The 18593-nt window shown below is 60.4% G+C and carries 19 protein-coding genes and 1 pseudogene; 8 read left to right on the forward strand and 12 right to left on the reverse strand.

Annotated elements, in window-relative coordinates; genetic code table 11:
• Nucleotides 1–67: 67 nt before the first annotated feature.
• The gene (locus FHP24_RS23200) at nucleotides 68–1777 is read right to left on the reverse strand and encodes a peptide ABC transporter substrate-binding protein (RefSeq protein ID WP_139678594.1); all 1710 of its coding nucleotides are present in this window, start codon (nucleotides 1775–1777) and stop codon (nucleotides 68–70) included.
• A gap of 325 nt (nucleotides 1778–2102) precedes the next feature.
• Here FHP24_RS23200 and FHP24_RS23205 point away from each other — a divergent pair, with 325 nt between their 5' ends.
• Together FHP24_RS23205 and FHP24_RS23210 are read left to right on the forward strand one after the other, a co-directional pair.
• Nucleotides 2103–3266: a M20 aminoacylase family protein gene (locus FHP24_RS23205; protein WP_180356098.1), complete on the forward strand. Its 1164-nt coding sequence runs from the start codon at nucleotides 2103–2105 to the stop codon at nucleotides 3264–3266.
• A gap of 36 nt (nucleotides 3267–3302) precedes the next feature.
• Complete coding sequence (locus FHP24_RS23210; protein ID WP_139678595.1) at nucleotides 3303–5150, forward strand: ABC transporter ATP-binding protein; 1848 nt, start codon at nucleotides 3303–3305, stop codon at nucleotides 5148–5150.
• Nucleotides 5151–5162: 12 nt separating this feature from the next.
• On the opposite strand, the gene FHP24_RS23215 is transcribed toward FHP24_RS23210, so the two are convergent.
• The 4 genes from FHP24_RS23215 to FHP24_RS23230 form a co-directional block, all read right to left on the reverse strand.
• On the reverse strand, nucleotides 5163–5762 hold the full coding sequence (locus FHP24_RS23215) for a dual specificity protein phosphatase family protein (protein WP_139678596.1): 600 nt from the start codon (nucleotides 5760–5762) through the stop codon (nucleotides 5163–5165).
• 99 nt (nucleotides 5763–5861) lie between these two features.
• Complete coding sequence (locus FHP24_RS29105) at nucleotides 5862–6107, reverse strand: PilZ domain-containing protein (protein ID WP_246091907.1); 246 nt, start codon at nucleotides 6105–6107, stop codon at nucleotides 5862–5864.
• Between the two features lie 136 nt (nucleotides 6108–6243).
• Nucleotides 6244–7125 (reverse strand): methylated-DNA--[protein]-cysteine S-methyltransferase, encoded by an 882-nt coding sequence (locus FHP24_RS23225; protein WP_139678598.1) that lies wholly within the window; start codon nucleotides 7123–7125, stop codon nucleotides 6244–6246.
• A gap of 76 nt (nucleotides 7126–7201) precedes the next feature.
• Nucleotides 7202–7699, reverse strand: a complete 498-nt coding sequence (locus FHP24_RS23230) for a DUF2244 domain-containing protein (protein WP_139678599.1) — start codon at nucleotides 7697–7699, stop codon at nucleotides 7202–7204.
• Between the two features lie 21 nt (nucleotides 7700–7720).
• Between FHP24_RS23230 and nth the strand changes: the two genes are divergently transcribed.
• Nucleotides 7721–8524 carry an endonuclease III gene (gene nth, locus FHP24_RS23235; RefSeq protein WP_139678600.1) on the forward strand — a complete coding sequence of 268 codons (804 nt, stop codon included), beginning with the start codon at nucleotides 7721–7723 and terminating at the stop codon, nucleotides 8522–8524.
• Here nth and FHP24_RS23240 read toward each other — a convergent pair.
• Nucleotides 8502–9080 (reverse strand): TetR/AcrR family transcriptional regulator, encoded by a 579-nt coding sequence (locus tag FHP24_RS23240; RefSeq protein ID WP_139678601.1) that lies wholly within the window; start codon nucleotides 9078–9080, stop codon nucleotides 8502–8504. The two genes, nth and FHP24_RS23240, sit on opposite strands and share 23 nt — an antisense overlap.
• Before the next feature lie 88 nt (nucleotides 9081–9168).
• On the opposite strand from FHP24_RS23240, the gene FHP24_RS23245 reads away from it, so the two are divergent.
• Nucleotides 9169–9594: a VOC family protein gene (locus tag FHP24_RS23245; RefSeq protein WP_139678602.1), complete on the forward strand. Its 426-nt coding sequence runs from the start codon at nucleotides 9169–9171 to the stop codon at nucleotides 9592–9594.
• On the opposite strand, the gene FHP24_RS23250 is transcribed toward FHP24_RS23245, so the two are convergent.
• Nucleotides 9591–10304, reverse strand: a complete 714-nt coding sequence (locus tag FHP24_RS23250) for a sulfate transporter family protein (RefSeq protein ID WP_139678603.1) — start codon at nucleotides 10302–10304, stop codon at nucleotides 9591–9593. The genes FHP24_RS23245 and FHP24_RS23250 overlap by 4 nt on opposite strands.
• 121 nt (nucleotides 10305–10425) lie before the next feature.
• Here FHP24_RS23250 and FHP24_RS23255 point away from each other — a divergent pair, with 121 nt between their 5' ends.
• Complete coding sequence (locus FHP24_RS23255) at nucleotides 10426–11061, forward strand: NAD-dependent dehydratase (protein ID WP_139678604.1); 636 nt, start codon at nucleotides 10426–10428, stop codon at nucleotides 11059–11061.
• 145 nt (nucleotides 11062–11206) lie between these two features.
• Entirely contained in the window at nucleotides 11207–12265 is a 1059-nt protein-coding gene (locus FHP24_RS23260; RefSeq protein ID WP_246091908.1) for a sensor histidine kinase, read from the forward strand.
• 1 nt (nucleotide 12266) lies between these two features.
• On the opposite strand, the gene FHP24_RS23265 is transcribed toward FHP24_RS23260, so the two are convergent.
• Nucleotides 12267–13196 carry a LysR substrate-binding domain-containing protein gene (locus FHP24_RS23265; protein WP_246091909.1) on the reverse strand — a complete coding sequence of 310 codons (930 nt, stop codon included), beginning with the start codon at nucleotides 13194–13196 and terminating at the stop codon, nucleotides 12267–12269.
• Nucleotides 13197–13307: 111 nt separating this feature from the next.
• On the opposite strand from FHP24_RS23265, the gene FHP24_RS23270 reads away from it, so the two are divergent.
• Complete coding sequence (locus FHP24_RS23270; RefSeq protein WP_139678605.1) at nucleotides 13308–14060, forward strand: SDR family NAD(P)-dependent oxidoreductase; 753 nt, start codon at nucleotides 13308–13310, stop codon at nucleotides 14058–14060.
• Between the two features lie 81 nt (nucleotides 14061–14141).
• Complete coding sequence (locus FHP24_RS23275; protein ID WP_139678606.1) at nucleotides 14142–14543, forward strand: nuclear transport factor 2 family protein; 402 nt, start codon at nucleotides 14142–14144, stop codon at nucleotides 14541–14543.
• Nucleotides 14544–14572: 29 nt separating this feature from the next.
• On the opposite strand, the gene FHP24_RS23280 is transcribed toward FHP24_RS23275, so the two are convergent.
• From FHP24_RS23280 to FHP24_RS29110, 4 genes and pseudogenes are all read right to left on the reverse strand, one after another.
• The gene (locus tag FHP24_RS23280; RefSeq protein ID WP_139678607.1) at nucleotides 14573–16153 is read right to left on the reverse strand and encodes an FGGY-family carbohydrate kinase; all 1581 of its coding nucleotides are present in this window, start codon (nucleotides 16151–16153) and stop codon (nucleotides 14573–14575) included.
• A 55-nt stretch (nucleotides 16154–16208) separates the two neighbouring features.
• On the reverse strand, nucleotides 16209–16931 hold the full coding sequence (locus tag FHP24_RS23285) for an HAD family hydrolase (RefSeq protein WP_246091910.1): 723 nt from the start codon (nucleotides 16929–16931) through the stop codon (nucleotides 16209–16211).
• Between the two features lie 8 nt (nucleotides 16932–16939).
• Complete coding sequence (locus FHP24_RS23290) at nucleotides 16940–18424, reverse strand: mannitol dehydrogenase family protein (protein ID WP_139678608.1); 1485 nt, start codon at nucleotides 18422–18424, stop codon at nucleotides 16940–16942.
• Between the two features lie 45 nt (nucleotides 18425–18469).
• Nucleotides 18470–18593 (reverse strand): annotated as a pseudogene (locus FHP24_RS29110) (sugar ABC transporter ATP-binding protein); the annotation flags it as partial.

Genomic DNA, 18593 nt, shown 5'->3' on the forward strand with positions numbered 1-18593 from the left:
TGGGGCCGGTCATAGTCAGGTCGAAAGCGCATGCCGGGTGGAGACGAACTCCGCCCGGCAACCCGCATTACTTCTTGCGATACCAGTCGGCGAGGTTCCAGAGTTGGCTGTCCCAGGAGTTCATCTTGACGCCTTCGAGCGTCACGGCAAAGGCCGAGAGATCGCCGCGGTGGACGAGCGCGATATGGGCGCCTTCTTCCGTCAGCATGTCGTTGAGCTGCTTGGAAAGCGCATTACGCTTTTCGACATCGGCGGTCTTGGAGAGTTCACCGACCAGCTTGTCGTATGCCGGGTTGCAATAACGCGGGATGTTCTGACCCTGCCAGCCGTTTGCCGGGCCGGGAACCTTGTCACACAGCCATTCCGCCAGGTATTTTTCCGGGTCGGTGCCGTCGAAGTTGTTGGTGTACATCTCGACGTCTGCATAGAACTTCTGGAACGTGTCCGGGCTTGCCGGGTCGCCGCCGAAGAAGACGGCAGCCGATGCGTTGCGCAATTCCGCTCCGACGCCGATTTCCGCCCACATGGCCTTGACCAGTTCCTGTGTCGCCTGACGGACGGAGTTGGTCGAGGTGGAGTAGAGGTAGGAGAGCTTGACGCCATCCTTGGCGCGGATGCCGTCAGCACCCTTTACCCAGCCTGCGTCGTCGAGCAGCTTGTTGGCGCCGGCGATGTCCTGCTTCAGGCACCATTCGTCGTTCTTCGTGGAGGCGACGGCTGCCGGTGCAGGGACGATGTTGCAGGTGGCCTTGCCGGCTGCGCCGTAACCGGCCTCAACGATGATGTCGCGGTCGATAGCAAGCGAGAGGGCGCGGCGCACGGCCGGGTCCTTCAACGACGGATGCGGGCCTGCATCGGCCGTTGAACGCTTGTCGCCGAGGGAAGGATCGGCATTGAAGTGGTTGAGGTTGATACGTTCGACATTGGTGCCGAAGGCGGATTCAAGCCTGCCCTTGCCGGCAGCCAGCATAGTCTGCAGCACTTCCGGCTCGACCATGGTGTTCCAGGCGTAATCGTATTCGCCGGTTTCGAGCACGGCGCGGGCAGCCGATGCCGCATCACCGCCGCCCTTGAGCGTGATCGAGGCGAAGGCCGGCTTGGCCGGATCGCGGTAGTTCGCGTTTGCCGCGAAGGTGATGACGTCATTCGGCTTGAAGTCCTTGACGACGAACGGACCGGTGCCGATCGGACCGAAGTTGGCGGAGGTGCAGCCCGGAGCCTTGGCGCCGACGCAATCCTTGAACTGGGCCGCCTGGATGATCGGCGACTGGCCGCCTACAAAGGCCGAATAGGGATAGGGTTTTGGCTCGGTGAAGGTGATCTTCACCGTATGCGGATCGACGGCCTCGACATTCTTGACGCCTTCATACTGGGCGGCCTGAGCGCAGCCGCCATCGGGCGCGGTGCAATATTTCCAGGTGAAGATCACATCTTCTGCGGTGAAGGGTGTGCCGTCGGACCACTTGACATCCGGCTTCAGCTTCCAGGTCAGGCTGAGCAGGTCTTTCGCCAGGCCGCCATTGTCGATGGTCGGGATTTCTGCTGCCAGAAAGGGCACGAGTTCGCCCTTTTCATCGGTGCGCGCCAGGGGCTCGATGACGATCGAGGACGCAAAAACTTCCTTCGTTCCGCCCGAAAGATAGGGGTTCATGGTGGAGACGGCCTGCCAGAACAGGATCTTGAGATCTCCGTCCGTCCCGCGTGCCGCATGTGCGGCGGCGCCGGAAAGCGCCAGCGCAGCAACGGTGCCGGCCAACAGAAGTTTCAGTTTATGCATGCGTCTATTCCCCTTTGTGGTTCTCTTGACGAGTTGTTGTGATTGGTTTCGGGCCGGTACCGGGCGGATTTCCCAAAGCTGCGACTTTTCGTCTGTCAGCCCCTCCGCCGGGCAGTGTTTCGCGGCCCGCATTGTCTTGTTCAGTCGATTTTAAGAGACGTCCATCCCTTCACGTCATACGTGTTTGACCAAATTTTGAGCTATCTAAGCATAGGCCTATTTTTCGTTCAAGAGCGAAAATTGAAGCTTGCAAAAGGTCGCATAAGCGTCGCAATATCCGCTCCAACCAGAGTGGGAACTTGAGAAAAATCAACGAGGTGCCGGAATGCCAGTGATCAATCGCGTAGCCGAGATGCAGGAACAGGTGACTGAATGGCGGCGTCACCTGCATCAAAATCCGGAGCTACTTTACGATGTTCACGAGACATCGCGCTTTGTTGCGGAGAAGCTTACATCCTTTGGCTGTGACGTGGTCGAGACGGGTATCGGCAAGACCGGTGTCGTCGCAATCATCAAGGGCAATCACGGCGACGGGCCGGTCATCGGGTTCCGCGCCGACATGGACGCCTTGCCCATCTTCGAGACGAGCGGCAAGGAATGGGCCTCCAAGACACCGGGCAAGGCGCATTCCTGCGGTCACGACGGACATACGGCCATGCTTCTGGGGGCTGCGCAGTATCTTGCCGAAACCCGCAACTTCAAGGGCTCCGTTGCGGTGATTTTCCAGCCGGCCGAAGAAGGCGGCGCCGGCGCGCTTGCGATGATCAACGACGGCTTCATCGACAAGTTCGGCATCAATGAAGTCTACGGCATGCATAACGAGCCGCGGCTTCCCGTCGGCAATTTCGCCATCCGCAAGGGTGGTATCATGGCCGCTGCCGACGTGTTCGAGATCACGGTCAACGGCCGTGGCAGCCACGCCGCACAGCCGCATAACTCGATCGACCCGGTGCTTGCCGCATCGCATATCGTGATTGCGCTGCAGTCGATCGTGTCGCGTGAAACCGATCCGTTGAAGTCGCTGGTAGTCACGGTCGCGGCAATCCATGGCGGTGATGCGAACAATGTCATTCCCGATACGGTGAAGCTTGTCGGAACCGTGCGCACGCTACTGCCGGAAACGCGTGATTTCGCCCAGAAACGTCTGACGGCCGTGGCCGAAATGACTGCGACCGTACATGGCGCGACGGCTGAAGTCGTCTATCGGCGCGGCTATCCGGTGACGCTCAACCACGATGCGGAAACCGATTTTGCGATCGGTGTCGCCAGCAAGGTGGCCGGGCCGAAGGCGGTCAATGGCGAGGTCAATCCGCATATGGGTGCGGAAGATTTTTCCTACATGCTGGAGCAGCGTCCCGGCGCCTTCATCTTCATCGGCAACGGCGATACGGCGAGCCTGCACAACGCAGCTTATGACTTCAACGACGAGGCTATCCCCTATGGCGTCAGCTACTGGGTGACGCTTGCCGAAACCGCGCTCGCGGCCTGATCCGGAAAATATCATCGAGATAAAAGGGGAAAACCGATGCTGCTTTCCGGAAATGATAGCGAACAGGGAGGCGGCTCGGTCGCTCCGGTTCTCTCGGTAAAAAATCTCTCCACCTCGTTTCGCGTGGGTGACGAGTGGAAGACCGTGGTACGCGACATCTCATTCGATGTCGCGCCGCGCGAGACGGTTGCTATCGTCGGCGAATCCGGGTCGGGCAAGTCGGTTACGTCGCTGTCGATCATGCGGCTTCTGCCGAAAAAGACGAGCCGTATCGAGGGGCAGGTGTTTCTGCAGGGCAGGGAACTGGTGTCGCTGCCCGAGGAAGAGATGCGCCGGGTGCGTGGTAACGACATCTCGATGATCTTTCAGGAGCCGATGACCTCGCTCAACCCGATCTTCCCGATCGGAAAGCAGATTGCCGAGGCGCTGACCGTTCACACGGATATTTCCAGGGCCGAAGCGAAGGCGGAAGTGCTTCGACTGCTGGAAAAGGTACGTATCCCCAACGCAAAGGGGCGGTTCGACGAATATCCGCACCAGTTTTCCGGCGGCATGCGTCAGCGTGTGATGATCGCCATGGCGCTGGCCTCACGGCCAAAGCTTTTGATCGCAGACGAGCCGACCACCGCGCTCGACGTGACGATTCAGGGCCAGATCCTCGACCTGATCAAGCAGTTGCAGGAAGAAGAAGGGATGTCGGTCCTGTTCATCACGCACGACATGGGTGTCGTGGCCGAGGTGGCCGACCGGACGATCGTGATGTTCCGTGGCGATGCCGTGGAGACAGGCGCGACCGACGACATTTTCCATCGCGGCAAGCACCCCTATACGCGGGCGCTGCTTTCCGCCGTGCCGCGGCTCGGCTCGATGGGTGAGCGCAAGCTGCCGCTGCGGTTTCCGATCATCGATATCAAGACCGGGGAGCAGCAGCAGCTTGCCGAAGTGACCGACACGGTCGCCAAGGGCAAAACGCCGATCCTCGACGTCAAAAATCTGACGACGCGCTTCGATATTCATTCCGGGCTTCTGGGGCGCAAGAGCGGTGCCGTACACGCGGTCGAGAAAGTTTCCTTCGATCTTTTCGAGGGAGAAACCCTGTCGCTCGTGGGCGAGAGCGGCTGCGGCAAGTCGACGACGGGCCGCTCGATCACCCGCCTGATCAATCCGACCAGCGGTGATGTCGTGCTCGACGGTTATGAGGTGATGAAGCTCGACCAATACACGCTGAGAAAGATGCGGCGCTCGGTACAGATGATCTTCCAGGATCCTTTCGCTTCGCTCAATCCGCGCATGAGCATCGGTTCGGCGGTGATGGAGCCGTTTATCGAGCACAATCTCGGCACCAAAAAACAGTCGCGCGACAAGGCTGCAGGCCTGCTCGAAAAAGTCGGACTGTCGCCGGATATGATGAAGCGGTTTCCGCATGAATTTTCCGGCGGACAACGCCAGCGTATCGCGATCGCACGGGCGCTGATGCTCGATCCGAAGGTTATCGTGGCGGACGAGGCGGTCTCGGCGCTCGACGTTTCGATCAAGGCGCAGGTCTGCAACCTTCTGCTCGACCTACAGCAGAGCCTGAAACTCGCCTTCCTGTTCATCTCCCATGACATGGCGGTGGTGGAACGCGTCAGCCACCGGGTGGCGGTGATGTATCTGGGCGAGATCGTCGAAATCGGGCCGCGTGCGGCCGTATTTGAAAACCCGCAGCATCCCTACACGAAGAAACTGATGGCGGCGGTGCCGGTGCCGGATCCTTCACGCCGTTCCATCAAGCGCAACATGTCGACCGACGAGATCAAGAGCCCTGTGCGATCGGTGGATTACGTGCCGCCTGTTCGTCAGTATCGTGAAGTTTCGGTCGGACATCTCGTGCAGGTTGCCTGAGAGTGATACCGGTCAGATCGGGGTCGTGAGCCGATCCTGAGACAGGCCGTAATGGCGCTCCAGCATCTCCCAGGTCTGGTCCATGGCATAGGCTCTCGAGACGAGCGGCAGTCCGACATGGCCGAAATAAAGCGATAGTTGCTGTTCGGCCTTGTCGGTCGGTACCCCGGCTATCCGCTGGCTGTAGATCACGGAAGCAAGGCCGGTCCTGTCCGCGCCTGCCTGGCAGTGGATCAGGATAGGTTTCGGGGCATCCTTCAGCAGGGCGACGAGCTGGTCGGCCTGTTCTGCCGTCAGCCCTTTGGACGAGACCATGCGGAAGTCGATGTGCTTTATTCCAAGCTTCTGGGCTGTCGCTATCTCATCGGTGTACCAGCTGGCGTTTTTAGAGGCACCGCGCAGATTGACGATTGTGCGGATACCGTAATTTTGCGCGTAGTTCTCGATCTGCCCTGCCGTCGGTTGTGCCGAACGGTAGAGTTCTCCGGCGATGACGGTGTGAAAATTACCGGAGAGCTGGAGAAAGCCGAGATAGGCACCAAGGCCGAGCGCGACGAGGCCGATGGCTGCTGCTCCGTTGCGAAGCCACTTGCGCTTGAATGTAACTGCCATGTCACCGATCCACCTTGCTGAACAGGGCAGGTCATACCTGCCGTTGTTCCATGGCATCGGCTTTCAAGCTGACATTCACCTGAAGGTTGGATTTTGGCGTCAGTCTGTGCGGAACTCGACGCCGATGGCATTGATACGGCGCCAGCGGATTTCGCATTCGAACTGGCGGCCGTCGGAAAGCTGCAGGGTGAAGTTTTGGGGAACGGACATGGCGCTTTCGGTCCTGATCATCGCGCCGCCTTCCGACATTTCCTTGACTATGCCGTCGAAAGCCGATCGGTGATCATTGAACAGGATCTTGGCGCCAAGGAATGCCCTTGCCCGCGGAAACTTACGCTCATGCACCCGGTTGGCTCTCCACTTTTCAACTGGATATCCTGTAGCGTTTGGAGCCAATGCCGGAAAACCCCGCAAACAAGCTCCCAACTTTTTCGGGTAGATTTGCGGGGCAATATTCTGATAGCGACTCGGAATCGCTTTCTCACACTCCGCCGGTCTCCCAGCCGAGCATGGCCCGTTTGCGGGTAAGGCCCCAGTGATAACCGGTGAGCGCGCCATTCTTTGCGACTGCACGATGGCAGGGCACGACGAAGGAAATCGGGTTGGCACCGACCGCTGCACCGACCGCGCGGCTCGCCGTCGGCTGGCCGATATCGTTGGCGACGTCGGAATAGGTGACGGCCTTGCCGTAGGGGATCTTCAGCAGGCTCTGCCAGACGCGCATCTGGAAGTCGGTGCCGATCAGCACGACGTTGAGCGGCCTGTCGCATTGCCATTGGGCGCGGTCGAAGACGCGGCTGACATAGGGAAGGGTCGCGGTACGATCCTCGACATAATTTGCGTTTGGCCAGCGGCGGGTCATGTCGTCCAGCGCTTCCGTTTCGGCGCCTTCATCGGCGAAGGCGAGGCCGGCCAGACCGCGGTCGGTGGCCATGACCAGAGCGATGCCGAATGGGGAGGAGTGAAAACCGTAACGGATCGTCAGGCCGCCGCCCTTTGCCTTCCATTCGCCGGGTGACATCGCCTCATGGGTGACGAACAGGTCGTGGAGACGGCTCGGCCCTGACAGTCCGACCTCATAGGATGTTTCCAGCAGCGGCAGGCCTTCCGTGCCGAGCAGCCGCTTAGCGTGGTCGATCGTCACCGCCTGCAGAAAGGCTTTTGGCGATAGCCCCGCCCAGCGGGTGAAAAGCTTCTGTAGCTGCGTTGGCGACTGGCCGATCTCGGAGGCGATGGTGTCCAGCGAGGGCTGGTCACGGTAATCGAGCGTGATCATCTCGATCACCCGGCGCACCGTCTCGTAATCCGAGCCTTCCGGCGTCACATCGACCGCGGGCGTTGAAAACTGAGCGAGAGCATTCATGGTCTGTCTCCTTTCACTCATATGTGCCTTTTCGCCTCCGCCGATGCCACCCGTTTCTTGCACGCGTTGATGATGGTCACAATCGGTGGGTCACGGTTGCCAGGGCATTGCGGAAGGCGTTGGCAAAACTTTCGCGATCGTCTGGATTGAGGAAGGAGCCGACATCGGTCTGTCGTCCTTCGCCCGTCACATGCATGGAGGTGATGCCGAATTCCTCGTGTCGGTCGATGCGAAAGCGTGCCCAGAACGGATTGAACCGGTGTTCGATCATCCTGCCGGTTGGGGAGAATTTGCGGATCAGCACATTGCTGGGCGAGACGCTGACTTCCTCACGCTGGCGGCCGGAGCGATAGCTCATTTTCAGTGCAGCATAGAGAAGCAGAAAATCCGCCCCGAGAAACAGGCCTATCGGCCATGCGCCCGTCACGGCAAAGAAGATGCCGTAGAACAGGCAGACGGTTCCCGACAGCAAAAGCACGAGCTTGAAGCCTGTCCGCCCGAGGGAGCGGTAAGGTGTCAGTTCCGCGGCGAAGACCGGGCGGTCCTCGATTATCTGCGCGTTGATTTCCGTCATGGGGCGTGACTATACAGGCTGATGGCCATTTCCAAACCCAGATCCAGCACCAATGCTTTGCAAAAGTCAAATCGCACGCCTGCCAAGGCGGCTGCGAAAACGGGTGCTGCCAAGACGAAGCGCTTCAAATCCGCCTATTCCAGGGACGAGATGGTGGAGATTTTCAGGCGTTTCTCGATCCAGCGGCCGGAGCCGAAGGGCGAGCTCGAACATGTCAATCCGTTCACGCTCGTGGTTGCCGTGGCGCTCTCGGCGCAGGCGACCGATGTCGGCGTCAACAAGGCGACCCGCGCGCTTTTCAAAATTGCAGATACGCCGGAAAAGATGCTGGCGCTCGGCGAAGATGGCGTCATCCAGCATATCAAGACGATCGGGCTTTATCGCAACAAGGCGAAAAATGTCATCGCGCTCTGTCGCATGCTGATCGACGAATTCGGCTCCGAAGTGCCGAAGACGCGCGAGGAGCTGGTGCGGCTGCCGGGCGTCGGGCGCAAGACCGCCAATGTCGTGATGTCGATGGCTTTCGGTGTTCCGACGCTTGCCGTCGATACGCATGTGTTTCGGATCGGCAATCGCTGTCTGATGGCGCCTGGAAAGACGCCGGACGAGGTGGAAGAGCAATTCCTCAAGGTCATTCCGGACGAGTATCTCTTCCATGCGCATCACTGGCTGATCCTGCATGGGCGGTATACCTGCAAGGCACGCAAGCCGGAATGCGAACATTGCGTCATTGCCGATCTCTGTCGCTCGCCGGAAAAGACATTCGACATACCGGCGCCGCTGGTTGAATTGCCGGCTCAGTTCATCGGCGGGGCTGCGTCGTAAGTCCGTCGATGAGGGCTGCAATGGCAGCCTCGTAGTCGGCCCGCTTTCCGCCGCAATCGATGGCGATGGCCGCCTTTTCGAACAGTGACGAGATCAGCACCGTCAACGGGTCGAGAAGGTTCAGATGCTCGGAACCGGCGAGCAGGTGCGAGAGCCCGATCTTCAGGCCTTGTTCGGCCAGATCTTCTCCTTCGCCGCTGTCGATCGCGTGCTGCGCGGGTGCTTCACTCAACAGAAGACGGGTGCGGCCGGGTACGGCCATCGCATCGAAATAGGCGGACGCTCCCTGCAGAAGGGCCTCGCGCGCTGACGAGGCTTCCGCGGAGCGGGCATCGATGTCGGCGGCGACCTCGTTCGCCTCGCGCTCGATGACCGCCCAGAACAGCGCCTTCTTGTCCGGAAAATGATGGTAGAGCGCTCCCCGCGTGACATCTGCCGAGGCTACGATCTCCGGTGTTGCCGTATCCGCATAACCCTTTTCTACAAAGAGTGTGCGGGCTGCATCCAGTAGTGCGGTGCGGGTGGCATCGGTGCGTTCGCGATTGCTGCGGGGCAAGACCGCCTCCTCTATTTACATACAGGCAGAATGTATTTATAAAAACATACAGTCTGAATGTATCTTGAATTTCGATGGAGGAAAAGAGATGAAAGCAGTCAGCTACTATCCGGTCATCATGACTGACGACGTTGCCGGCACGGTGCGCTTCTATATCGAGAATTTCGGTTTCGAGGCGCTGTTTTCCGCCGACTGGTATGCGCATCTGCAATCGAAGGAAAGCGAACACGTGACGCTTGCCATTCTCGATGGCAGCCACGAGACCATCCCGGAAACCGGACGCGGCAAGGTCTCGGGCCTGCTGCTGAATTTCGAGGTGGATGATGTCGATGTGGTCTATGAGCGGCTGAAAGCGGCCGGTCTGCCGATCCGGCTGGATATCCGCGACGAGGATTTCGGCCAGCGGCATTTCATTACAGCCGATCCCAATGGCGTGCTGATCGATATTATCAAGCCCATTCCACCCAGCGCCGAATATGCCGCGATGTACGAGGCGTCGGCGCTTCCGGATTAGATCCGAAAGCCCGGATCGCGCTTCGAGACCGCCTTATGCAGATGCACCATCAGTCCGGCGGCAAAGAGCGGGGTCAGCAGGTTGACGAACGGGATTGCCAGGAAGCCGGCGATCAGCATGCCGGCAAGCAGCACTGTCGAGGCGTGTTTCGCGCGGAAGGCGCGGGCCTCTGCCGGCGGGCGGAAACGCATTGCCGCAAACTCGAAGAATTCCCGGCCAAGCAGATAACCGTTGACCATGAAGAAGGCGATGAGGTTGACGCCCGGAATGAACAGCAGGAGAAGCGCGCCGAAATTGCAGACGATAACGACGCCGAGGAACTTGATCGAGCCGGCGATCGCCTGGCCGAACGGCAGTTCCTTGCCTGGTGCATCATTCGGATAGTCGCGTTTCTCGACGACCTCGGCGACATCGTCGAGAAACATGCCGGCAATCAGTGCCGTGATCGGTGCGATCAAGAGCGCCAGTCCGAGTGCCAGTCCTATGCTGGCGGCGATTGCACCGATCAGCGTCAGCCAGCCGGTCCATTCCGGCATCGTCGGAAGAAACGCCGCGAACCATGGCCAGATGTAATAGGCGAAGGTCTCCCGCAGGGCAAACCATAGGCCGACCAGAATAAGCAGGGTGAGCCCCAGCATTTTCCAGAACGCGGAGCGCGTTTCGGATGCGAAAAGGTTGACGAGCGCAAGGCGGGCGGCGTCGAGGATCATGAAAGGTCTCCGGCGAATGGCTGCAGACATGTAGGTGATGCGTGGCGCGGGAACAAGCGCCTCGACAAGGGCGGGCACCAGCGACTAGATTCTGCGCGGTGTAAATAATGGGGAGCAGGCCATGTCACGCTTACTGGTTCTTGGGGCGACAGGGCTCGTCGGTAGCCACGTGATGGCGCTTGCTCTCAAGGATGAGCGTGTCACCCAGATAGTTGCGCCGACAAGACGGCCGCTCGATGCCCATCCGAAACTCGTGAACCCGGTCGTCGATCTGGGCCGCGGCCTGCCCGAAGCTGAATGGTGGGCTGTCGATGCGGTGATCTGCACCATCGGCACAACCCGCAGGATTGCCGGTTCCGACGAAGCATTCAGGCGTGTGGATTTCGACATTCCGCTTTCCGTCGCAGGGAAAACGCGAGAGGCGGGCGCAAGCTGCTTTGCGCTGACGTCGTCAATCGGAGCCAATGTGAGGTCACGACTTCTTTATCCCCGCACTAAGGGAGAGCTGGAAGAGGCACTTCGCGGGCTCGGCTTTCCATCCCTGACGATCCTGCGGCCGAATGTGCTTGGCGGGAGGCGGGAGGGATTCCGCCTGGGCGAGCGCGCAGCGCTGGCCGTGCTGGGCGCAGCAGCTTTCCTGTTGCCGCGCCGCTATCGCGTCAGCCCCGCAGAGGTCGTTGCGAGTGTTCTTCTGGAGGCTGCGATTGCTGCGCCATCGGGCACACATGTGATCGAGGCCGACAGGCTCTGCGGGTAAAGACCCGATCGGTGCGTATTTCTTCCACTTTTCCGTGACGTCCCGGCAGGCTGGTCTTCGAGACTTTGCGCGCCATATATCGCCGATCTGGCGGGTGTTCGGCCTTAGCCGATAGACGCGATATCCGGGATGGAGGCAGGTTTCGGTGGATGTAAGTGAACGGGCTTGGGGCAACAGCCGGATGGGGCGTGCCGTTATCGAATTCGACTGGTCTCAGACGCCGCTGGGTCCGATCGAGCGCTGGCCGATTTCACTTAAGACAATCGTCGAGGTGACGCTCAATTCGAAATTTCCGCAGGTTGTGATCTGGGGGCCGGAGTTCACCACCATCCATAACGACGCCTTCCTTCCGATTCTCGGAGGAAAGCCTTTCGCGCTTGGCCGTTCCTTTGCGGATATATGGGCCGAAGCCTGGAGCGAAATTCAGCCGATCGTAGACAAGGCCCATGCCGGGGAATCGACCTATATCGAAAACTACCCGTTGCAGATCAATCGCAACAGCTACGACGAGCTCGCCTATTTCACCTTCTCCTACACGCCGCTGCGTGACGACGACGGCAACATCGCCGGCATGGTGGACACGGTCGTCGAGACGACGGAAACTGTGCGGGCCAGGGAGACGCATGAGGTTCTGCGCCGCGAACTGGTGCATCGGGTGAAGAACACGATGGCGGTGACCAGTGCCGTCGTTAGCGCCTCAATGCGGCATGCGACGAGCCTTGCCGAAGCGAAAGAGACGATCAGCCGTCGCATCGAAGCTCTGGGCAATGCCCAGAGCCTGATCTCGAGCTCCGACGACGGGGTCGAGTTGCACGAGATTATTGAGAATGCGCTGACCCCGCATCTTGACCGGCGGGACCGGGTCGCGATTTCGGGTCCGGAAGCGCTACTTACATCCGAGCAGGCGATCGGTATGTCGCTCGCTATCTACGAACTGGCCACCAATGCGCTGAAATACGGTGCCCTGTCGGTGGCGAACGGTACGGTTTCGATCGACTGGAGTATCCATGGGGATAACGGTTTCGGCTTCGTCTGGCGCGAATATGGCGGTCCACCGGTTGAAAAACCGGCGCGAACGGGTTTCGGTTCGCGGCTCAACAACCAGATCGTCGCGGGGTATTTCTACGGAAGGGCCGAAACGATATACGATCCGGACGGTCTGCAATTTCATCTGAAGGGTTCGCTGAAGCCGAAGGCGGACTGAGCTACTTCAGTCCGTGGCTTGTGAATTTCTCGTTATCCAGCGCATCCTTCGGAAAATTCGCCGCCAGATGGTCGATGAATTTGCGCACTGCCGGCGGCAGGCCGCGGCGGGTGGTGAAGACCAGATGGACGATGCCGGTGATGCCGCGCCATGAGGGCAGCACCCGCACCAGCGTTCCGTCTTCCAGCGCCTGCCGGCAGGTGTGATCGGGCAGGATGGCGATGCCAAGCCCCGCGATCGCCGCAGCCCGGACGGCGGAAAAATCGGCGCAACCCATGCGCGGCGTGTGGCGCAGCAGATGTTTGCGGCCATCACCGGCCTCCAGATGCCATTCCACTTCGCTTACGTCGTCGCTGGTCGCCAGTGTCGGCAGCGATGAGAGCTGTTCGACATCGGCGATGCGGCTTGCCAGCTGCGGGCTGGCGACGAGGATGCGGACCGACTGGCCGAGCGTGCGCATGGTGAGCGAGGCGTCGCTGTCGATCGTGGTGCGGACACGCAGCGCGATGTCGATCCGTTCCTCGATCAGATCCACCGGCCGGTCGACCGCCACGAGCTGCAGCTGCACCTTCGGATAACGGTCGAGGAAGCTGTTGACGAGGCCGGAGATCGGTTCGACCAAACCCGTCGGGCAGCTGAAGCGCACCAGTCCGTCCGGTTCCGATTTCGCCTCGGCCACCAGCGCCTGCGCCAGTTCCGCCTCGGCCAATATCGCCTTGCAGCGCTGGTAGAAGACCTGACCGACATCGGTGACCCGGAAACGACGGCTTGAACGTTCGATCAGCCGCACGCCGAGCCTTGCTTCCAGACCGGCAATGCGACGGCTGAGCTTGGACTTCGGTTCGCGCAGCGCGCGGCCGGCCGGCGCGAAACCGCCATGCGCAACCACTTCGGCAAAATAGACCAGATCATTCAAATCCAGACGCATCATCGTTCCTCAGATGGAACGCTGAGTGCCGATATTGGCGACTTTCGATCTCATCGTTCCGGATGTATCTTTTATCCAGCGGACAACGAACCGCAAGATCAAAGGGGAAAGACAATGGCTCAGAAATTCGAAAACAAGGTCGTCATCGTAACCGGCGGCACAAGCGGCATCGGTCTGGCCACGGCAAAGGCCTTTGCCGACGAGGGCGCATCGGTTTTCGTCACCGGCCGTCGTCAGGCAGCGCTCGATGCAGCGGTGAAGACGATTGGTGGACGAGTAACCGGCGTTCAGGGCGACATGGGCAAGCTTGCCGATATCGACCGCCTGTATGACGCCGTACAGCAGAAACACGGGCATATCGACGTGGTCTTCGCCAATGCCGGCGGCGGTGAATTTGCGGCGCTCGGCTCGATCACCGAGGAACATTACCAGTCGACCTTCGACAGCAATGTGAAGGGCGTGCTGTTCACCGTGCAGAAGGCACTGCCGCTGATGCGCGATGGCGGCTCGATCGTGCTGACATCGTCGACCACCAGCATTTCCGGCACACCGGCCTTCAGCGTCTATTCGGCCACCAAGGCTGCGATCCGCAGCTTTGCCCGTAACTGGATCCTCGACCTGAAGGATCGGCATATCCGCGTCAACGCCATCAGCCCCGGCGTGACGGACACGGCCGGCCTCAACGAGCTTTTCGGCGGTGGCGATCAGGCACAGGGCACGAAGGATTATCTTGCCGGCCTCATCCCTGCCGGCCGCGTCGGCCAGCCGGAAGAGATTGCCAAGGCGGTCTTGTTCCTCGCCTCCGACGATGCCAGCTTCGTCAACGGCGTCGAGCTGTTCGTCGATGGCGGCCAGGTGCAGATCTGATCCACTGGCGATTTGAAAGTCGAAGCTCATCCGCGCGTCCAATCCTCCCAGGCGGACGCGTGGCTTTCAAGGAGACTTAAGATGACCAACGATATTGCGACATTGCTGAAACGAAACCTGCAGGACGTATTCGGTGAAGCTGACGATGCGCGCCGGCAGGTGGTTGCCGCGGAAATCTTTACGCCGGATGCCGAATTTCATGAGCCGCATGGCATCTATCGCGGGCCGGAAGAGATCGCGCGGATCGCCGGCGTGATCCGCGCCTCGCATCCGGATTTCCGTTATAGCGAACTCGGCCCCGCCGAAGTGCTGCAGGAGACTGCGGGGCGGGTGCGGTGGGTTTCCGGTGCGCCCGGAAAGCCGCCGGCCTATGCCGGGACGGACTTCATCATCGCCCGCGACGGACGGATCAGCGCGATCTACCTGTTCTTCGATCCGCTGCCGGGCGAGGGCGAGGTATCGCAGGACAAGTCGAACACGTAAGGCCAAAAAAGGCGGCCGTCCGGTTCGCCTCAGGCGATTGCTCTCAATTCCTCGCGATGGCGCACCATGGTGAGGAAACGGCGGTAGTCCCGGTCGTAGATGGCCTTGCGGGCGGGATCGGGCAGATATTCGCGGCCGCCGGCCTGCATCGCCTTGCCGGCGGCAAACAGCGACGCATGCAGCCCGCCGGCGACGGAAGCGGTCATGGCTGTGCCGAGCAGAACCGCATCGCTCGTCTGCGGCACCACGACCCGGCAGCCGGTCACGTCGGCGTATAATTCGACCAGAAGCGGGTTGTTCACATGGCCGCCGGTGACATGCAGGGTCTCGAAACGATACCCGAAACCGGACATGGCATCGAGAATGTGGCGGATGCCGAGCGCGATCGCCACGCAGCCGCGCCAATAGCGCCGGCAGAGACCATCGAAGGATGTGTCGAGCGTCAGGCCGGTAATGACACCACGGACATGCGGATCGGCGAGTGGCGAGCGATTGCCATGGAAATCCGGCAGGATGTGGAGGTTTGGAGCGATGTCGCCATCCGCCTCGGCCCGCATTTCCGCGATGCGGGCGATGATGCGGCCATGCAGGTCGCTGGTCGGTTCGCCGCCGGCTGCATGCATCTCGACGATATGATCGAGCAGCGCGCCTGCCGCCGACTGACCGCCTTCGACCAGCCAGTGTTGCGGCAGCACCGCCTCGTAATAGGGGCCCCAGAGGCTGCGGCCGGGTTTGGGCTCGCGCGAAAAGGCGACGATGCAGCTCGAGGTTCCACCGATCAGCGCGACGCTGGTTTCGAGTTTTTCGCCGCTTGCAGCGCCCGCCAGCGCACCGAAGGCGCCGGCATAGGCGTCGATCAGGCCGGGCGAGACCTCGACATCCGTATCGAGGCCAAGCTCGGCAGCGGCCTCATTCGACAGTTTTCCGAGGCTTGTGCCGACTTCGGCGGTGCCTTCCGGCAGCCCGGCTTTTTCTTTCAGGTCGGAAAGGCCGGCGAGTTTCAGATAGTCGCTTTTCCAGCCGGGTGTTTCATGGGCCAGATAATTCCATTTGGCGGTGATGGTGCAGCGGGAACGGGCGGCCGAACCGGTTGCCTTCCAGGTGAGGAAATCGGCGAGATCGAAGATGAAACCGGATCTTGCCCAGCTTTCCGAGCGGTTTTCCTTCAGCCATTTTAGCTTCGGCATTTCCATTTCCGGCGACAGCGAGCCGCCGGAAAAATTGAGCACATGATGGCCGGATGCGGAGAGTTTTTCGGCCTCGCGGATCGCACGGTGGTCATGCCAGACGATCGTGTCCTGATCTGCCGCGCCGGTGGTGGAGACGGAGAGCGGCGCACCTTTGCCATCGCGCATGACGAGCGAACAGGTGGCGTCGAAGCCGATCGCGGCGATCGACGATGACTGGATGCCGGCCTCCGCCATTGCGGTTTTCACGGCGTGGCAGGTGGCAGCCCAGATATCCTCGGAGGAATGTTCGGCGTGGCTTTCCTTGGGGCGGAACATCCGGATCTGATGTTTCGCCTTGGCGAGCATTTTGCCCTTGCTGTCGAAAACGCCGGCACGCGCGCTGGTCGTGCCGATATCGACCGCAACGAGATGGTCACGCATCCAGATCTGTTTCCTGTCCCTGTACCGCCCGCGGCGAATGCTTCCTTGAAGGCGATCAGACCGCCCGCTGGGAAGACGCTCCTCCGCGACCCTCCATATGGTTTTCGACAAGGTGGAGCAAATCCGGCATGGCGTCAAATATGAGATCGGGCGAAAGTGCGTCGATCCGTTCACGATATCCGGGGACTGCGGCATGTGATCCGCCGGTAAAGGCGAAAACGGTCATACCGGCGCGCTGGGCGGCCTCGATGCCGGCCGGGCTATCCTCGATGACGATGCAGTTTGAAGGCGCGATGCCCATCTGGTCTGCGGCGTAGAGGAATAGGTCGGGAGCCGGTTTGCCGTTTTTCACCATCGAGGCGCTGAAAATATGCGGTTCGAGTTTGTCGATAAGTCCGGCAATCGACAACGACAGCCGGATGCGTTCCGGCTGGCTGGAGGAGGCGACGCAGCGCGGCAGGTTCAAGGCATCAAGCGTTTCGGCTATCCCCGGAATTGGCTTGAGGTCAGTCTTGAAGAGATCGTAGAGATCGATACGCAGCGTTTCGAGGAATTCGGGTCCGGTGTGGAAACCGTATTCCTCGTCCATCACCTGCCGCATGGTGGCAAGGCTGCGGCCGAGGAAACGCTGATAGGCTTCCTCCTCGGCCATGTCGATGCCGTGGCGGTTGAGCGCTTCGACCAAAACTCGGACCGAAAGCGGTTCGCTGTCGACGAGCACGCCGTCGCAGTCGAAGATCACCAATGGGCCGCTGTTGAAGCTTGCCTTATCCGCCACGTTTCACCTCAATCCTGAACCAGCTTGTCGTCGAGATAGAGCTGCAGGGTTTTTGCTGTTCCTTCGCTCCATAGCGTCTTCAGGGCATGGGCGAAACGCTTGCGGAACAGTTCGTTGTTGGAAACCTCACCGAATATTTCGTCGAAGACGAGGAAGGCATCCGGATCGTCCTTGGCCTTGATCGCCGCAGCCTGCAGCTTTTCGGCGCTGGCGTCGTTGAAGACGATTTTGCGGCCCGAGTCAGACGTGCCCGCGAAGTAGCGGCACCACAGCGCCGAGACCAGCGACAGGCCGACGATATCTTTGCCCTGTGCGAGGCGATCGCGAGTCGAGGGCAGGATGAATTTCGGCTGGCGGTTGGAGCCGTCCTGCGCCAGGCGCGGAATGGTGTCGCCGATCTTCGGGTTCAGGAAGCGGCGCTCGATCAGGTCGAAATAGTCGTCGAGGCTGGTATTGGGTACCGGCGGCACGATCGGGATGATTTCTTCCTTTTCGAGCTTGGCGAGAAACGCACGGATGAGCGGGTGTTCCATCGACTCATGGACGAAATGGATGTCGAGCAGCTCGCCCGGATAGGCGATTGTCGCATGGCCACCGTTGAGGATGCGCAGCTTCATCAGCTCATAAGGCGCAACGTCGGGGACGAACTGGACGCCGACTTCTTCCAGCGCCGGGCGGCCGGCCGGGAAATTGTCTTCCATGACCCACTGCTTGAATTCTTCGCAGAAGACCGGCCAGTTGTCGTCGATGTTGAAGTCGTTCTTCAGGATGTCGACTTCGCGCTGGCCGGTTGCCGGCGTGATGCGGTCGACCATCGAGTTCGGGAAGGCGACATTGCCATGGATCCAGTCGGCGAAAGCTGGGTCGGACATTTTGGCAAGGCCGATCACGGTGTTCTCGGTGACGTGGCCGTTACCCGGAATGTTGTCGCAGGACATGATGGTGAAGGGCTGCACGCCGCGCTCACGGCGAAGCTTGAGACCGGCCAAAATAAGGCCGAACACGGTCTTAGGTGCTGCCGGGTTCTGGCCATCCTCGACCATCGCCGGATGGGCCGGATTGAAGTGGCCGGCGGCGTCGATGAAATAGCCGCCTTCGGTGATCGTCATCGAAACGATGCGGATCGTCGGGTCGGCAAGCTTCTCGATCAGCGCGTCCTTCTGGTCGGGCGCGATGATGTCGATCATCGGCGCGGTGACGCGGGCGCCGGTCTTGTTGTTGTCCTGCTCGACGACGGTGGTCAGATAATCCTGGCTTTTAAGCTTTTCGCGCATGGCGGCGTCGGAGGGCAGAACGCCGGCGCCGATCAGCGCCCAGTCATGGCCCTTGCCGGTGTTGAATAGGTCGTCGAGATAGACGGCCTGATGGGCGCGGTGGAAATTGCCGACGCCGAAATGGATGATGCCGGGCGTCAGCGTCTTCGGGTCATAGTTGGGCACACCAGCGGTCGCAGCGGCATCCTTAAGGCTTGCCAACGAAAGCTTCACAGTCATTTTCTCATACTCCGGTTGGCCTGTCCGTCAGGCCGGTAGGATCAATCAGGCCTTGATAGCGAGGCCCTTGTCGTCGAAACGGTGCAGTCTGGTTTCATCCGGCGTCAGGTAGACGGTGTCGCCGTGGCGCGCGCCGAACTCGCCGCTGGCGCGTGCGGTCATCTGGCCG

This window comes from Aliirhizobium smilacinae, assembly GCF_006335145.1.
Classification (GTDB): Bacteria; Pseudomonadota; Alphaproteobacteria; order Rhizobiales; family Rhizobiaceae; genus Neorhizobium; species Neorhizobium smilacinae.

Bases quoted from the DNA above. Each gene is read 5' to 3' on its own strand.
- FHP24_RS23200 (WP_139678594.1), bottom strand. From the start codon at position 1,777: ATGCATAAACTGAAACTTCTGTTGGCCGGCACCGTTGCTGCGCTGGCG.
- FHP24_RS23205 (WP_180356098.1), top strand. From the start codon at position 2,103: ATGCCAGTGATCAATCGCGTAGCCGAGATGCAGGAACAGGTGACTGAA.
- FHP24_RS23210 (WP_139678595.1), top strand. From the start codon at position 3,303: ATGCTGCTTTCCGGAAATGATAGCGAACAGGGAGGCGGCTCGGTCGCT.
- FHP24_RS23215 (WP_139678596.1), bottom strand. From the start codon at position 5,762: ATGGCAGTTACATTCAAGCGCAAGTGGCTTCGCAACGGAGCAGCAGCC.
- FHP24_RS23225 (WP_139678598.1), bottom strand. From the start codon at position 7,125: ATGAATGCTCTCGCTCAGTTTTCAACGCCCGCGGTCGATGTGACGCCG.
- FHP24_RS23230 (WP_139678599.1), bottom strand. From the start codon at position 7,699: ATGACGGAAATCAACGCGCAGATAATCGAGGACCGCCCGGTCTTCGCC.
- nth (WP_139678600.1), top strand. From the start codon at position 7,721: ATGGCCATTTCCAAACCCAGATCCAGCACCAATGCTTTGCAAAAGTCA.
- FHP24_RS23245 (WP_139678602.1), top strand. From the start codon at position 9,169: ATGAAAGCAGTCAGCTACTATCCGGTCATCATGACTGACGACGTTGCC.
- FHP24_RS23250 (WP_139678603.1), bottom strand. From the start codon at position 10,304: ATGATCCTCGACGCCGCCCGCCTTGCGCTCGTCAACCTTTTCGCATCC.
- FHP24_RS23255 (WP_139678604.1), top strand. From the start codon at position 10,426: ATGTCACGCTTACTGGTTCTTGGGGCGACAGGGCTCGTCGGTAGCCAC.
- FHP24_RS23265 (WP_246091909.1), bottom strand. From the start codon at position 13,196: ATGATGCGTCTGGATTTGAATGATCTGGTCTATTTTGCCGAAGTGGTT.
- FHP24_RS23270 (WP_139678605.1), top strand. From the start codon at position 13,308: ATGGCTCAGAAATTCGAAAACAAGGTCGTCATCGTAACCGGCGGCACA.
- FHP24_RS23275 (WP_139678606.1), top strand. From the start codon at position 14,142: ATGACCAACGATATTGCGACATTGCTGAAACGAAACCTGCAGGACGTA.
- FHP24_RS23280 (WP_139678607.1), bottom strand. From the start codon at position 16,153: ATGCGTGACCATCTCGTTGCGGTCGATATCGGCACGACCAGCGCGCGT.
- FHP24_RS23290 (WP_139678608.1), bottom strand. From the start codon at position 18,424: ATGACTGTGAAGCTTTCGTTGGCAAGCCTTAAGGATGCCGCTGCGACC.